This window comes from Cellulophaga sp. F20128 (assembly GCF_023015805.1).
In the GTDB taxonomy this organism is placed as follows: Bacteria; Bacteroidota; Bacteroidia; order Flavobacteriales; family Flavobacteriaceae; genus Cellulophaga.
This window is the reverse complement of sequence record NZ_JALKBA010000005.1, coordinates 1-15,302: the sequence shown is the minus strand read 5'-3', so window position 1 is coordinate 15,302 and position 15,302 is coordinate 1. Positions and strand designations below refer to the sequence as shown.

13 protein-coding genes are annotated in these 15,302 nt (G+C 32.1%); all 13 read right to left on the bottom strand.

The features are described 5' to 3' along the window. Positions 1–2 precede the first annotated feature (2 nt). Complete coding sequence (locus MWU65_RS06665; protein WP_247076415.1) at positions 3–728, bottom strand: DUF2194 domain-containing protein; 726 nt, start codon at positions 726–728, stop codon at positions 3–5. Further along, positions 725–1,819, bottom strand: coding sequence for a glycosyltransferase (locus tag MWU65_RS06660; RefSeq protein WP_247076414.1), 1,095 nt, complete (start codon positions 1,817–1,819; stop codon positions 725–727). The genes MWU65_RS06665 and MWU65_RS06660 overlap by 4 nt, the downstream gene beginning before the upstream one ends. Next, a complete protein-coding gene (locus MWU65_RS06655) occupies positions 1,816–2,703 on the bottom strand; it encodes a glycosyltransferase family A protein (protein ID WP_247076413.1) in 888 nt (295 codons plus the stop codon). Before MWU65_RS06655 ends, MWU65_RS06660 begins: the two co-directional genes overlap by 4 nt. A gap of 11 nt (positions 2,704–2,714) precedes the next feature. Beyond that, complete coding sequence (locus MWU65_RS06650; RefSeq protein WP_247076412.1) at positions 2,715–3,818, bottom strand: EpsG family protein; 1,104 nt, start codon at positions 3,816–3,818, stop codon at positions 2,715–2,717. 147 nt (positions 3,819–3,965) lie between these two features. Next, positions 3,966–5,090 carry a glycosyltransferase family 4 protein gene (locus MWU65_RS06645; protein WP_247076411.1) on the bottom strand — a complete coding sequence of 375 codons (1,125 nt, stop codon included), beginning with the start codon at positions 5,088–5,090 and terminating at the stop codon, positions 3,966–3,968. Beyond that, positions 5,091–6,200: a glycosyltransferase family 4 protein gene (locus tag MWU65_RS06640; RefSeq protein ID WP_247076410.1), complete on the bottom strand. Its 1,110-nt coding sequence runs from the start codon at positions 6,198–6,200 to the stop codon at positions 5,091–5,093. A 3-nt stretch (positions 6,201–6,203) separates the two neighbouring features. After that, positions 6,204–7,313 (bottom strand): polysaccharide pyruvyl transferase family protein, encoded by a 1,110-nt coding sequence (locus MWU65_RS06635; RefSeq protein WP_247076409.1) that lies wholly within the window; start codon positions 7,311–7,313, stop codon positions 6,204–6,206. 3 nt (positions 7,314–7,316) lie between these two features. Next, positions 7,317–8,471, bottom strand: coding sequence for a glycosyltransferase (locus MWU65_RS06630; protein WP_247076408.1), 1,155 nt, complete (start codon positions 8,469–8,471; stop codon positions 7,317–7,319). Positions 8,472–8,473: 2 nt separating this feature from the next. After that, positions 8,474–9,349, bottom strand: a complete 876-nt coding sequence (locus MWU65_RS06625) for a polysaccharide pyruvyl transferase family protein (protein ID WP_247076407.1) — start codon at positions 9,347–9,349, stop codon at positions 8,474–8,476. After that, positions 9,346–10,812, bottom strand: coding sequence for a lipopolysaccharide biosynthesis protein (locus tag MWU65_RS06620; RefSeq protein WP_247076406.1), 1,467 nt, complete (start codon positions 10,810–10,812; stop codon positions 9,346–9,348). Before MWU65_RS06620 ends, MWU65_RS06625 begins: the two co-directional genes overlap by 4 nt. 45 nt (positions 10,813–10,857) lie before the next feature. Next, positions 10,858–12,141 (bottom strand): nucleotide sugar dehydrogenase, encoded by a 1,284-nt coding sequence (locus MWU65_RS06615; protein WP_247076405.1) that lies wholly within the window; start codon positions 12,139–12,141, stop codon positions 10,858–10,860. 24 nt (positions 12,142–12,165) lie between these two features. Next, positions 12,166–13,494 (bottom strand): UDP-glucose/GDP-mannose dehydrogenase family protein, encoded by a 1,329-nt coding sequence (locus MWU65_RS06610; protein ID WP_247076404.1) that lies wholly within the window; start codon positions 13,492–13,494, stop codon positions 12,166–12,168. A 7-nt stretch (positions 13,495–13,501) separates the two neighbouring features. Beyond that, entirely contained in the window at positions 13,502–14,500 is a 999-nt protein-coding gene (locus MWU65_RS06605) for an SDR family oxidoreductase (RefSeq protein WP_247076403.1), read from the bottom strand. Positions 14,501–15,302 lie beyond the last annotated feature (802 nt).

Here is a 15,302-nt window from a genome sequence, read left to right as displayed (position 1 = left end):
AATCATCTAAAATACTTTCTAAATGTAAAATATAGATGAGACATGCATTTATCAATAATTGATTTTGATTTCAAGTTTTTTAATGCAATATCCTTGATTGATAAAAATTTGCTATGATTTAATTTTAAAAAGCTTTCTAACTTTAGAAAGCTTTTTTCATTCATCGTATTGGGGTGATAACAAAATGTGAACACTCCAGGTAATGACACGTTTCTGGCTGAACCTAATTGTTGGGGAATAAAAATTAAATCTTCATAGTGATATGGGAATAAAGCAATGGTGTCAGAAATTATTTTAATATCTGATTCAAATTTTAAAGCTTTGAGTGTATTTAAATCAAAGGTATGGCTTGGGGCTACAAACACTCTAGGATTAAACCCCATTTCATTGAATTTCTGGTATCCTTTTTGTATTTTATCTCTTTGAGTGTTTAGGGATAGTCCTGCAAATTCTGATCTTTTATGTATTGGATTGATACCGCCATCTTTTGTCTTGTACACATGATTGTTCCCATGAAGCCCAATCTCCCAACCCTTTTGTTCTAGATTCTTAACCCATTGCCAAAATGTTTCTCTAGGAGCATCAATTTTTTGTTCCTTATCTTCATTGTTGGGAATTACAGCAATTAATGGTTTTATATCGTATTTATCAAGTAAAGCTTCCATTTTTAGCCACCTTTGCCAATTCATAGTTTCGCAGGCGTCATCTAGTCGAATTAAATATTTCATTTTTGTAATAGGGTTTTATATAAATTTATTTCTTTATCAATGGTATTTTCAATATTGTAGTCTTCCGCGCGCTTCAGACAATTGGTAACCACTTCATTATATTGGGCTTTGGTAGAAAATAATTTAACAATTTCTTTTGCTAAGGCTATTTCATCATTTATTGGAAATAAAACGCCTGCATCTTTAACAATATTTCCTAAACCTGGAGCATCTGATGCCATAAAAGGCTTTCCAGAGGCCATACCCTCAACGCAAGAGAGTGATAAGCCTTCATGATGGGACGACAATAAAACGATGTCAGAAGCCTTTAATATTTGCATAACATCCATTCTTATCCCAAGAAAGATAACCCTGTGCTGTAAATCCAATTCGTATGCTAATTCTTCACACTCCTTTCTTAATGGCCCATCACCAACTAAAACAAGTACAACAGTATCTGCTAAATGTTTTAATGATTTAATTACTGTTTTTTGATCCTTAGGATATCTAAAGGATGATACTTGTGTTAGTATTGAAAAACTGCCATCTAATTTTGCTGAAATTTGATTTCTAGAAATTGCTTCTGTGTTCTTAATAGTATTTAAATTTATACCATTCTGGATTAAAACAAATTTATCTTCGCGAAATTCTAAATGTTTTTTTATATTAAAGTCTACCTCTGTTGAAATGGTAATAATTTTAGAATAGACATTGTAAATAATTCTATCCAGTACTTTTAAGAAATACCGTTTTCGTCTATTATTAGATGTACTGTGCTCTGTGTATACTAGTTTTGTTTTAGAAAAACTTACTATTTTCGCCAAAGCCACCCAATATAAGGATGGAAAAATATGTACATGTACAATATTGTACTTTCTTAAAAGCGGAATTATTTTAAAAATTAAAATAGGATTGTAAACACTTTTTTCCCCTAATGAAATTACCGTGCAACAGTTACTTTTTTTTAATGCTTGTAAAAAGGGGTATTCAGAACCATTTAGAACGGCCAAATCTGTTTGAATATTTTTTTCATTTAACAAAGGAAGCGAATCAAGAACAAGTTTTTCTGCGCCCCCAGTATCTAGACTATTGATAATGTGAAGGATTTTCATTTTCTAATTTTAAAGAGGATGTATATATGTAGCAAAACACCAAAAGGTAAAGCCAAAAGTGTGATTCCTTTTTTAGGGTTTTCAGAGGTGAAAAACCATTTTTTGGTAAAAATACATGAGGAAATATAATGCATGGCTCTTGTAAAGGTATAAGAAAAAATATTAGAATATTTCATTTCGATAATTCTAGAATAGCGGAATCCGTTCGGGCTTTTTTTATATTGGCGTAAAATATTTTTTGAAGATCCATCTTCAAGATATTCTATAATACACAATACCTCATTACTACATATATATTGATATTTCTGATCAATCATCAAATACAGTGTACCTAAAGGGACAAGTCGTTCTTCTTTAGTAATGGGGTAGCTTGGAAATTCTCTTACAACATCTGTTCTTAATACCACTTTTTTATCTCCTCCAATTTTATTTACAACCTCAAGTTCAGAAAGTGTAGCATATTTAAACTTTTCTGGTATTTTTTCTACTATGTCACCATCTTTAAAGGTATCTAACCCAATAATACCAGCTAAGTTTTTATTGCGATCTCGTTTAGTCCAGATATTTAAAATTTTCTCAACGGCATCATCAGGCATAAAGTCGTCTGAATCTATACATACGTTAAGTTCAGTGTCTATAATTTTATAAGCCGCATTATGACCACTATGCATCCCTTGGTTTTCTTGGTAATGGTAGTGGATGCTTATTTTCTGTTCTGCTATCCAACTAGCTACGAGTTGCTTAGTATTATCGGTAGAGCCATCATCAATGATTAACCATTTAAAATCTTGATTGGTTTGCTGCACCAAACTTTGATAGACTTGGTCTAAGCAGTAAGCACGGTTATAGGTTGGTGTAAATACTGTAATTGTTTTTTTATTCATAATAGCATGTATTAACCATAATATATTTTATACATTAAATAAGTAAACCCAAAATAGGCAAGGATAATTTTACCAATCATAAAGTGTTGATTTTTAAAAAATTGCTGTTTTAGCATGGGGTATATGATAACAACAGCCATCATAAACCAGGACAAATAGGCAAAGCGATTTGAGTAATTGGCACGAATGATTAAAATCCAAAATCCATTGCAAATTAAATAGGTATTAAAGAGCTGAAAATACATTTGGTCTTTATAGTTTCTTTTTATAATAAAATACCAACCTGCAACAACTGCAAATGCACTATAGAAAATAAAATCCCAACGGAAGCCAGTAGTACTGGAAGTTCCTTCAGCCGCTTCAGTTGATAAATAGGCAGATAACCTATCATCGCCACCAAAACCTAAACTTGCAAATAGTGCAATCCAAACCCCCCCCATTACTAGGGATAAGGGAATACAGGCCAACCAACCTTTTAGATATACTTTAGGATTGTTATATAAAAAAGTAACAGCAAAAGCTAAAATGGGTAATAGCAAGGTTTTATGAAACTGTATGGCTAATAGAAAAAAACCAATCATTAATATTTTTTTACGATGGTAACTAACACCCCATAGAAATAAGGAGGCTGCAGCCCCATTTCGAATTCCATTTACCCCATAGGTCCAAAAGGAAAAAGAAACCACAAACATTAAAAAAGCGTAATACCAATATTCCTTAAAAAATGCCTTGGAAATGCGATACATCGGATATATATATAGAAACTCTATTATAGTAAAAAAGGTGTGTACAGACATTAATTGCGCAGCCGATTTCATAAATAAATGCCAACCCCAATCACCCACGCCTTCTTTTATATCTGCGCCGTATTGGTAGGCAGTATAGGCTCTATAGTAATTAATAGTATCTCCAAAATAATAACCATTAATAGGTCTTTGCCCCATAAAAAATATTAAGATAACTAATAAGGTGAAACCAGAAAATTGGATGAAAATTTGATTTTTTGGAGAATCTATTTTTAAAACCAATGTATGGAAAATGGTAAATAAGACTAAAAATAAACATGTGTTTATGTATACATCATAGTAGTTTTCCATAGGAATTAGGGTATCCATAGCTATGCTTTTTTATATATTGCTTTTTTATTCGACTTTAGGTAATATAACAAGTATAAATAGTATTTTTTTTTACTAATTTTGAAATTTAGTTATTTCCTATATTAAGATCGACAAATACTTTTTTGTATAAAAATTAAATACTCATTATGTATTTGTTTTTAAATTTTTAAATAATTGTATCCATTGGGTCATTACTTTTTCGATGGTATAATTTTGAGCATTTTGTACCGCATTTGTTCCCATTCTTTGCAAAAGTTCAGGCTTTGAAAATAAGTGCAACATACTTTTACTGAATGCTTCCTTATTATAGGGTTCTATCAATACTCCGTTGTCCTTGGATAAAATGTTACGCGGGCCATGCGGGCAGTCATAGGCTATGATGGGTAATCCACAGGCTTGTGCTTCTAGCAATACCAACGGAAAGCACTCATTGTGCGAGGTCATGGCGTAGAGCGAAGCTCCTACCATTTTTTCTTTGATGTTCGTTGTGGGACCTTTTAGAAATATTACTTTATTTAAATTTTTCGCATCAATTTGTTGCTGCAGTTGTTGTACATAGGGAGCAGGGCCGTCTCCATAGATATGCAATTGCCAATCTGGTCTGCTATTGGCTATCTTTTCCCAGATGTCAATCAATAAATCAAAGCCTTTAACAGGAGCAATTCTTCCGGCAGCAATTACTATTTTGTTTTGCAAGCTAGCCTTTGTTTCTGGGTAAAATGTGAGTGGGTTTGGTATTACAACGGTATTGTTAGAGGTATAGTAGGCTTGCTCATCTTTGTTTAATACCACCAAAGTATCATATTTTGTTTCTACAAAGTCTGCAAATTTTATAAAATATTTTTTAAAATTATTTTTTGGATTTTTTCGTTTTTTTACTTCTATAGACTTAGAGTAGTGGAATTCTTTGATTTTAGGAATGCGTTTTACAATAAAAGGCATAAAGTAGGTGTCTGTACTATGGCTGCACACCACCGCAACATCAGGTTTTATTTTTTTTAAAAGTTGTTTGGTTTTTCTAATATGCTCTGGTAGTTTCCTCAGGTTTGTAGGGTGAAAATAAGATTTGTCTCTTACGTAATTAATATCCAAATCTAAAAAGTGAATAGCAGGATTAAATGTATAACAAGGTGTGTTTTGCTTTTGTTCTGATGTTATAATATGTATTTTATTAGTTGGGTTTTCGGCTAAATAGTTTGCCTTAATAGACAATACACGTTCTATACCCCCATGCAAATACACCTGATCTATAAAAAATACAATCTTCATTTAGTCTTGTTTTAATTTCTGAAACAATTCTTCCCACAAAGGAATTATATTTTTTAGTAAATATTTTTCAGCTTTTAGTCTTGCATTTTTACCCATTTCTACTCTTAGGTCATTATTTTCTATTAATTCACATATTTTTGAGGCAAAAACTTTTATTTCTCCATTTTCAATTAAATAGCCATCCTTTTCATTTGTAATAATGTCCTTTGGCCCAGAAGGACAATCAAAAGAAATGCAAGGGACCCCATAAGCCATAGCTTCTATTAGCACCATACCAAAACCTTCAGACCTTGAAGGCATTACATAAATGGAAGCCTCTTGGTATTTATCGGCTATATTTTTAATTGGTGGGTGTATTATAACTGAATGTGATACTCCTAATTCTTTTGCTAGTTTTTTATGTTTTTCCTCCGCATCAATTTTACCATAAATCTCTAGCATCCAATCCGGATGCTTGTTATTAACTAGCTTCCAGCTTTGTAATAGTCTATCATATCCTTTTTGGTATCCGTGATTGCCTACGGCCAATACTTTTTTATTGGTTAGCTTGCTAAGTTCTTCATGGGCAGGAAAAAAAGATAAAGGATTTGGAATTACTTGTATATTTTTTAGGTGCCACTCTTTGGTATTGCCGTGGGTAAGCACTACAAATGTATCGTATTTTGCAGCGCCTAGATCCATAAGCCTAAATTTTAGCCTATTTTTAAGCGAATTCAAAAATGAATAGTTGTCACTTTTTATTTCTATATTTTTGGATGCATGACGCTCATAGACCATTGGAAAAGGCTTGCCTACAATATAGGGTAGGAGTAGGCCTTTAAGTCCGTCATCGCACACACAAACTACATCTGGTTGCAGTGCATTCAATGCCTGTTTAATTCCTTTTCTATACTGTTTTAGATATGAAAGCGGATTACCTGTTGCCTTAACGTTATGAAAAGTAATGGCTTTACTAAAATTATAAAACAAATCGGAACTGTCATTATTCAAAGCTATGATATGCACATCATACTGCATAGCATCTGCAAAATAACTCGTCTTAATAGAAAGGACACGTTCTAAACCGCCAGGGCCAGAAACTCCGTTTGTGATATAGACTATTTTAGTCATCAATTATTGTTTTAAAGCGTTGTTTAGGTATGTTTTAGATGCATGTATTAAAACATCTAATTTCTCTTGTGCCTTAGAAAAGTTAATTGCATTAATTTGATGATTTTGTACCATATCTTCATTTAAAATTAATAATTGCTCTAAACCAATGGATCCTAACATATCTCTCATACGCGTATTAATCTTATAAGACCTGTTGAAAACAACAAAGTCTTTTTGAAGAATTATAGAAAATGCAACTGCATGAAAACTGTTAGAAATTACAAAACTTGCATTTTTAATTAAAGTTAAAAATTTATCAGGTCCTTTTAAAAAGTAATTTTTATCGGCATAATTAATCAATTCATTAACAGTAATAATATCCCAGCCATGCTCTTTTTTTAATTGTTCCGCCATTTGCTGAATCAGTGGGTTAGAATCAAAGTCATATACAAATACATAGTTGTTTTTTTCTACGCTATTATCCTCCAATTTTGCATAGCTTGATGGTTCTAATAAAAACACAGGGTCTAATACCTGGTGGGCATTGGTAAAACCTAAATTTTCCAGGATTTTTTTTCCTGAAGATTCTCGTACAGAGATATGGTTTAACCTTCCTACTTTTTGCTTTACAAAGGGTTTAATGTCTTCCTCTAATTCGTCTATCGCAAAACTAGCGGCATACGATAGCTTCAATTTATGATCAGGTACAAAGTCCAAATAAAAAGCGGGGTCTTTTCCGTTTTCAAAAAAGGAATTCCAAATTTGGTCACTACCACAAATATAGGCATCTGCTTCTGGCAGGTCCTTTTTTAGATCTTCATTGGTTTTATACAGTTTTGTGGTTGCTTTAATGTGCCTTTGTGAAAATAAATCAAACTGTTTTTTTCGTCTTAGATTACCCAAGCGCCGGGGAAGTTTTAAGGCAATATAAATTAAGCGTAACAGAAAGTTTTTAGAAAACCTAGGGTTAGATACCCCCCATAATTTAAAATGATTGCTTAAAAAATAGGGTTTATAATGGATGGTTTCGGCGTTATGTCCTTGCTTTTCCAAATAGGTGAGTAAAGCATATTCTTGTAGACTAGCTCCATGATTGTACACTTCATGGCAGGTGATGGTTTTTATTTTCATAAATTAAATACAATTATTTAACAATTCATTTACTTTTTTTAGGGATTGCTCTTTATCATTATTTTTCAGCAATGATAAATTTTTAATAACATTGTCTTTTAATAAATCGTTATCAAGGTATTTTTGAATATTCATTGAAATGTCATTGGCATTCATATCACAAATTAATCCGGTTTTACCATGTTCAATAATTGAAGTAGCAGTTGGAAAATTTGTAGTTACAATGGGTTTATTTAATATAGTTGCCTCAATAACAGTTAACCCTAACCCCTCAAATAATGAAGTTTGTACATATAAATTACAGGTTTTCATAAAAGGGTATGGGTTTTCTTTAAACCCTAAAAGGAAAAAATGCTCTTGAAGATTTTTATCCTTAATTAAATTTTCGATATCATTACGTTGTGGACCATCTCCAATAACATACCATTTTACTGGGTAACCTTTATTTACTAAAATATTACAACTTTCAACAGCAAGATGATATCCCTTAGCTTTTGCTAAACGCCCAACAGTAAGTATGTTGGTAAATTTGGTATTGTAATTAAATCCAGTATTTTCAATACTCATTTTATTTATAAAATCTTGATCTGAAATGTCTTTTATAACTATGGTTGGTAATTTATTTTTATTTATACGTTGTATCTCTCCATTTAGAGACAATTCACTTTCTTTTGAAACACAAACAATATTGTTGTAACAATTATAATACGGAAGGTCAAACTTAATATGGTATCCAGCATTTTTATAATCTGTATTTAACCATGCAAATTTTATTTTTGCTGACATTTTAGTTGCTGTATAATAGGTTGCAAAGCCTTGATTATAAGCAATAGCGATGTCGTAGTTTTTGTTGAAATTTGAAATTGTATGATTAAAGACACCCCAATAGCTTTGAGCAACATGTTGTTTGGTTACTTTTTTTTTAATCCAAAATTTTAAGCGACTATAAAAACCAACAATTTTTTTTGATTCTTTTTGGGGTTGAATATAATTTATTACAACCTGTTTAGGTACAAATTTTTCAAATTCACCACCTTTTTTAAATAAAATTAAATCAACATTAAATGTATTGTAATCTAATACATTTAATAGCGTGACTAAGCTTTTTTCAGCACCTCCACACTGCAGTGATTCTATTACAAAGGCAATATCTTTCATACTTAAAAACTACTTATGAATTTTTCTAACTCTTTATTTTTAAATGGGCAACTCTCTGCTAATTTATTTAAATCAATTTTTATTCTATACTCTTTGAAACAGGTTAATAGATCTTTAGCATTAATACTTTTATCAATTATGACTGGTTTGGTATCCCTTCGGTTTACGGATTCAAAATAATCTAAGAATTTAAATCCATCGCCAATTATTTCATTTGAAAACTGAATCCAAAGAGAAGGTATTTGATAAGCGTCAGCTACAATCAAACCATGGAGCGAACTAGAAACAATTTTTTCACATTGATTAATTAAGTCAATAAACTCAAAAATATTTGGATTTTGAATATCAATTATTAAAACTTCATCCTCATTAAAATTTTCTAAAAAACTACTGATTTTATCTTTGTAGTGAGGAATGATTCCAAGCTTATACTTTTTTATTGTTGTTTTGGGTTTATAAAAATTAGGTAAAAGTAATGCAGGATCACCGTACACTTCAGGGCAATCAACACCTAATTCTAAAATTCTTTTCCTTGTTTTAGGACCTCTTACTGCTAAAATTTTCGCAGGTTTACCATATTTAAATACGCTATTTGCACTTATAAAACCAGATCCCCAAATTATAGATTTCTTATTTGATAATGTTAATATAGATCCTATTGTAAGGTAATTAGTAAATAAATAATACTTTGGGTCTATTTTTTTTATTTTTAATTGTCCGAAACTTTTGAAAATATAAGGAGTTAAAATATCTCCAAAATTGTTAGCATCATCAAACCAAAATGTTTTTATTTCACTTCTAAATAAACCAAAAATCCAAATGATTAAATTGTTGAAATAACCATAAATATGTATGTATATTTTTTTTAAAAAGTTCATAATGTTTTGTTTGTTTTATTGTTATGGTTCTCTTTTATAATAATTACGATTTCATTTAAAGCACTCATTTTTAATAGATAAGCAATAAACAGATAAATTAATACTCCTAACATACTGCCTGTAATCAATCTTACAATATCGTAGGTTAGAAAATCCTTTAAAAAATAGTCCTCTATGTAAATTATAAACCCACAAAAAATTGAGGAAATAATCATAGGTATAAGGTCATTTATTTGTTCCCAGCTAGAATAATTAAGAATTTTTTTGGTATAATGTGTATTTATAAAAAAATCAATTATTGAAAGAACTACACTACCATAAAGTAGTCCATATATTCCAAATTGAAAACTAATAGAAATTATAACTAATATTGCAATTTTTTTAATAATTTCTATTTTTAAATATAAATCTGTTCTTCCTTTAACTTTTAATACATTTAGATTATAGGAGTGTATAGGAAACAAAATTCCATTAATACAAAGTATTTGAAAGTAGGGAACGGCAGGAAGCCATTTTTCAGTTAAAACAAACCTAAATAATGGTTCTGCCAACACTGCCATTAAAATCATTATTGGAGCTACAATAAATATAACAAGCTTTAAAATTCTTTGATAAACATCTTTTAATTTTTCATCATTATCTTTTATTTTAACAAATAAAGGAAATGTTACCTTATGGATAATATTTGAAATATTTTGCACAGGTAATTGTTTTAAGTTATTAGCTCTATCATAATAACCTACCTGCGTTGTCGAAAAATATTTACCTATTAATAATACATATGCATTGTTGAAGATAACATCAATAATTGCAGCTAAAGTTAATTTATATCCATAATTAAAATGATACTTAAATTTTTTTATATTAAAAACAAAAGAAGGCGACCATTTCGTTCTTACCCAAATTAGTATAACACCTAAAATTGAAGATACTAAAGTCATATAAACAAGTGACCAAACACCATAGCCATTGTATGCCATAATTATACCTAATAATCCTCCTATAATTAAAGATGGGATTGATACCTTCATTTGTGTTTTAAAATCCATTTCCTTGGTTAATCGAGTAAACTGAACCATTGAAAATGAGTTTATTATAAATGAGATAGTAAATACTCTTATGATATTAATTAACGCTTCTTCCTTGTAAAATTGAGCGATTAATGGTGCTGTAAAATAAAGGATTAAATACATTATAATACTTCCTCCAAAATTAAAAAAGAAAACAGTCGAATAGTCTTCTTGATCTGGATTGGTACTCCTTATTAAAGACTGTCCTAACCCTGAACTCATCAAAATATTTCCAATTCCCATAAATATTCCAATCATAGCAATTAACCCAAAGTCTTTTGGATCTAAAAGTCTTGCTAAAATTATTGAAACAATTAAGTTAATTAGAACGGAACTATATTGATTAAGTGCAATCCAAAAAGTACCGACGATTGCTTGTTTTTTTAAGGACATTTTTTAAAATAAATAATTTAAAATATTTGAGATTAGGGTATTATTTTAAAGTCTTCCGTGAACTTCGCTGCGTTTTAAAATTCCTTTTACGTCGTATAAAACCCCGTTGGGTACCAAGAGTGATTTTAAATCTAGGGACAAAAACTCTTTATGAGCCACTGTTAATACCACCGCATCATATTTTTGAGTTGGGAGTTCCTTGGTAGTCTCTAATTTGTATTCATGTTGTACTTCAGAAGGTTTGGCCCAAGGGTCGTAGACCGTAACTTTGGTTCCAAAACTCTGCAATTGGTGAATAACATCTACCGCTCGTGTATTACGAACATCAGGGCAGTTTTCTTTAAAGGTGATGCCCAATACCAAGATATTGGCGTTTTTTATTTTGATGTCTTCGCGCACCATTATTTTTATAACTTCAGAAGCTACATAGGCGCCCATACTATCGTTTAATCGTCTCCCGGCCAATATAATTTCTGGGTGGTACCCAAATTCTTGTGCGCGTTGTGCTAAATAATAAGGATCTACACCAATACAATGTCCACCTACCAAGCCTGGTTTAAAGGGTAAGAAATTCCATTTGGTACCCGCAGCTTCCAATACAGAATGGGTATCTATATCCATTAAATTGAAAATTTTAGCCAATTCGTTTACAAAGGCAATATTAATATCACGTTGCGAATTTTCAATTACTTTCGCGGCCTCCGCTACCTTAATAGTAGGGGCAAGATGGGTACCTGCCGTGATCACAGACTTGTATAAATCATCTACTTTAATTCCTATCTCTGGGGTGGAACCAGCGGTAACCTTTAATATTTTTTCTACCGTATGTTCTTTGTCTCCTGGGTTAATACGTTCTGGAGAATAGCCAGCAAAAAAATCGACATTAAATTGTAATCCACTAATTTTTTCCAATACCGGTACACATTCATCTTCCGTAACACCAGGGTAAACCGTAGATTCATAGATTACAATATCACCTTTTTTTAAGACCTTGGCAACCGTCTCACTAGACTTGTATAAGGGTGTTAAATCGGGTCTGTTATTTTTATCTACAGGAGTTGGCACGGTCACTACATAATAGTTGCAGTCTGCAATATCCTCTAATTTGTTAGAACAATACAAACCCGTATCCATTTGTGGGGTAGTACACAATACTTGCTGTAGCACTTCATTTTCTACCTCTAGGGTATTGTCTACTCCGGTTTGTAGTTCTTTAATTCTAACTTCATTAATATCAAAACCAATTACGGGGTATTTGGTGGCAAATAAACGCGCTAATGGCAAGCCAACATATCCTAATCCTATAACTCCTATTTTAATTCCTGACATATCTTTTAATTCTATAACTACTAATTATTTTTTTCCAATTTGGTAATATTCAAAGCCTTTTGTGGTGAGTAACCCATGATTGTATTGGTTACGTCCATCAAAAATAATAGGCTGTTTTAACTGTACTTTTAATTCTTCAAAATCTGGTGAACGAAATTCTTTCCATTCGGTTAACAGAATCATTGCATCTGCATTGGCCAAGGTTTTGTACTTAGAATCACAGTAAACAATATCTTTAACGTCCTTTAGGTAGAAATGTTGCGCCTCATCCATTGCTTTGGGGTCATAGGCTTGTATTTTAGCCCCTCTTTTGGTGAGTTCCTGTATGGTATAGATAGAAGGAGCTTCTCGCATATCATCTGTTTCAGGTTTAAAAGCCAAGCCCCATACAGCAAAGGTTTTTCCTGTTAAATCTTCTCCAAAACGTTGGATAACTTTATTGGCAATAATGAATTTTTGAGCATTATTTACAGCTTCCACAGCGCCAATTAGTTTTGCGGTATATCCATTGGCTTCGGCCGTTTTCTGTAAGGCTTTAACGTCTTTAGGAAAACATGAACCTCCATAACCACTACCTGGGTAGATAAAACTGTAGCCAATTCTACTATCCGATCCAATACCAATGCGTACTTTGTTGACATCGGCCCCCACCAATTCACAAATATTGGCAATTTCATTCATGAATGAAATTTTAGTAGCTAGCATTGCATTGGCAACATATTTTGTCATTTCTGCAGAACGTACATCCATCGTTATAAAACGATCCATACTGCTCCTAAAAAAGGGAGCGTACAAGGTTCTCATTTTTTCTGAAGCCATTTCATTGTTAGAACCAATTACAACCCTATCAGGTTTCATAAAATCAGCTAAAGCATCTCCTTCTTTTAAAAATTCAGGGTTAGAGACCACACTGAAATTTAGAGCAAGGTTTCTGTTTTCTAGTTCTTTTTGAATAGTAGCCGTTACTTTATCTGCTGTGCCCACAGGTACCGTAGATTTATCTACAATGATTAAATCCTGTTGCATGTGCCTGCCTATTTCCTTAGCCACCTGAAGTACATATTGTAAATCTGCAGATCCGTCTTGGCCCATTGGCGTTCCAACGGCAATAAATGCGATATCACATTTTTTTAAATGCGCCTTTAAATTCGTACTAAAATGCAAGGTTTTGTTCGTCACATTTCGCAGTACCATAGCTTCTAAACCGGGTTCATAAATAGGAATGATTCCTTTTTTTAGGTTGTCTATTTTTGTTGTATCTACGTCAATACAGGTAACCGTATTTCCCATTTCTGCAAAACAACTCCCACTTACAAGGCCAACATAACCAGTACCAATAACGGTTAAATTCATGCTAAAACTATTTTAAATTTTTCCAATACCATTGAACGGCTTCTTTTAAACCATTTTTAATATTGAATTCAGGGCTGTATCCTAATAATTCTTTTGCTTTATCAATTGAGGCTAAACTATGAGGAATATCTCCTTGTCTGTTTGGACCGTGAATAACGTCTACCTCCTTTATTTTAGCGTCAAATTCTCCTAAATATTCTCGTAACAATGAAGTTAATTCTTTTAGATCTGTACGTTCGCCATAGGCAACATTGTACACTGTATTTACCGCAGCTGTATTTGTAGATACTAAGGCTCTAATATTCATCTGTAATACATTGTCAATATAGGTAAAGTCTCTAGAATAGGTGCCATCTCCATTAATTACGGGCGACTCATAATTCATAAATTGCATTACAAATTTAGGGATTACGGCAGCATAGGCACCATTAGGATCTTGTTTTCTACCAAATACATTAAAATAACGCAGACCGATACATTCTAAACCATAGGTTTTAGAAAAAATGTCGGCATACAATTCATTTACATACTTTGTAATGGCATAAGGAGATAGCGGTTTTCCAATAACATCTTCAACCTTTGGAAGTCCTTTAGAATCACCATAGGTAGAGGAGCTCGCAGCATATACAAAACGTTTTATTTTAGCATCTCTTGCAGCTACCAACATATTTAAAAAGCCAGATACATTGACATCATTGGTAGTAATAGGGTCATTTATAGATCTTGGTACAGAACCCAATGCAGCTTGGTGTAAGATATAATCTACACCGGTACATGCTTTGTGACAATCTTCAAGGTTTCTAATGTCTCCTTCAATCAAGGAAAATTTGTTATTGGAAAGCAAGTGATTTATATTTTCTCTTTTCCCAGTTGCAAAATTGTCTAAACAGCTTACTTTATTGCCGTTTTCTAACAGTGTTTCGCATAAATTAGAACCGATAAAGCCAGCGCCACCAGTAACTAAAATATGAAAATCTGGGTTGAGTTGTAATGTAGTACTATTCATATGTAAATTTTGAAGTACAAATATCATTAAATGAAAGGGAATTACCTTGTTTTTTTATTTTAAAGCAACGTTAATTCCGTTGAATTGTATCTTATTTAAAAAGAAACCTTCTCTTCATTTTAAAATAGTTGGTTGTAGAGCTGGTCAGTTTGGGTAATAGGGGTGGTCTAAATGGCTTTGGATACTTTGGGATAAAGATTCGAATGACCTGTTAAAGTTACTGGTTGATCTTTGTTGGTTGTTGGTTATTAGGCAATGTCAGTTCGAGTGATTTTGAGGCACGAAAAATTGTATCGAGAACTTTTAAAATCCAAATGCTTTATAATGGTTGACCGTTGTTGGTTGATGGTTGATGGTTAATAGGGAATGTCAGTTCGAGTGATTTTGAGGCACGAAGAATTGTATCGAGAACTTTTGAAATCCAAATTTTTTATAGTGGTTGACTGTTGTTCGTTGACGGTTGATGGTTTTTAGGCACTGTCAGTTCGAGTAATTTTGAGGCACGAAAAATTGTATCGAGAACTTTTAAAATCTAAATGGTTTATAGTGGTTGACCGTTTTTGGTTGATGGATATAAGGCACTGTCAGTTCGAGTGATTTTAAGGCACGAAAAATTGTATCGAGAACTTTTGAAATCTAAATGCTTTAAAATGGTTGACTGTTGTTCGTTGACTGTTGTTCGTTGACTGTTGATGGTTAATAGGCACTGTCAGTTCGAGTGATTTTGAGGCACGAAAAATTGTATCGAGAACTTTGGAAATCTAAATGCTTTATAATGGTTGATCGTTGTTGGTTGACGGTT

Excerpts from the sequence above, each read along its gene's own strand:
- MWU65_RS06625 (WP_247076407.1), bottom strand. The coding sequence starts at position 9,349 with ATGAACTTTTTAAAAAAAATATACATACATATTTATGGTTATTTCAAC.
- MWU65_RS06615 (WP_247076405.1), bottom strand. The coding sequence starts at position 12,141 with ATGTCAGGAATTAAAATAGGAGTTATAGGATTAGGATATGTTGGCTTG.
- MWU65_RS06645 (WP_247076411.1), bottom strand. The coding sequence starts at position 5,090 with ATGAAGATTGTATTTTTTATAGATCAGGTGTATTTGCATGGGGGTATA.
- MWU65_RS06635 (WP_247076409.1), bottom strand. The coding sequence starts at position 7,313 with ATGAAAATAAAAACCATCACCTGCCATGAAGTGTACAATCATGGAGCT.
- MWU65_RS06650 (WP_247076412.1), bottom strand. The coding sequence starts at position 3,818 with ATGGATACCCTAATTCCTATGGAAAACTACTATGATGTATACATAAAC.
- MWU65_RS06660 (WP_247076414.1), bottom strand. The coding sequence starts at position 1,819 with ATGAAAATCCTTCACATTATCAATAGTCTAGATACTGGGGGCGCAGAA.
- MWU65_RS06655 (WP_247076413.1), bottom strand. The coding sequence starts at position 2,703 with ATGAATAAAAAAACAATTACAGTATTTACACCAACCTATAACCGTGCT.
- MWU65_RS06665 (WP_247076415.1), bottom strand. The coding sequence starts at position 728 with ATGAAATATTTAATTCGACTAGATGACGCCTGCGAAACTATGAATTGG.
- MWU65_RS06620 (WP_247076406.1), bottom strand. The coding sequence starts at position 10,812 with ATGTCCTTAAAAAAACAAGCAATCGTCGGTACTTTTTGGATTGCACTT.
- MWU65_RS06605 (WP_247076403.1), bottom strand. The coding sequence starts at position 14,500 with ATGAATAGTACTACATTACAACTCAACCCAGATTTTCATATTTTAGTT.
- MWU65_RS06630 (WP_247076408.1), bottom strand. The coding sequence starts at position 8,471 with ATGAAAGATATTGCCTTTGTAATAGAATCACTGCAGTGTGGAGGTGCT.
- MWU65_RS06610 (WP_247076404.1), bottom strand. The coding sequence starts at position 13,494 with ATGAATTTAACCGTTATTGGTACTGGTTATGTTGGCCTTGTAAGTGGG.
- MWU65_RS06640 (WP_247076410.1), bottom strand. The coding sequence starts at position 6,200 with ATGACTAAAATAGTCTATATCACAAACGGAGTTTCTGGCCCTGGCGGT.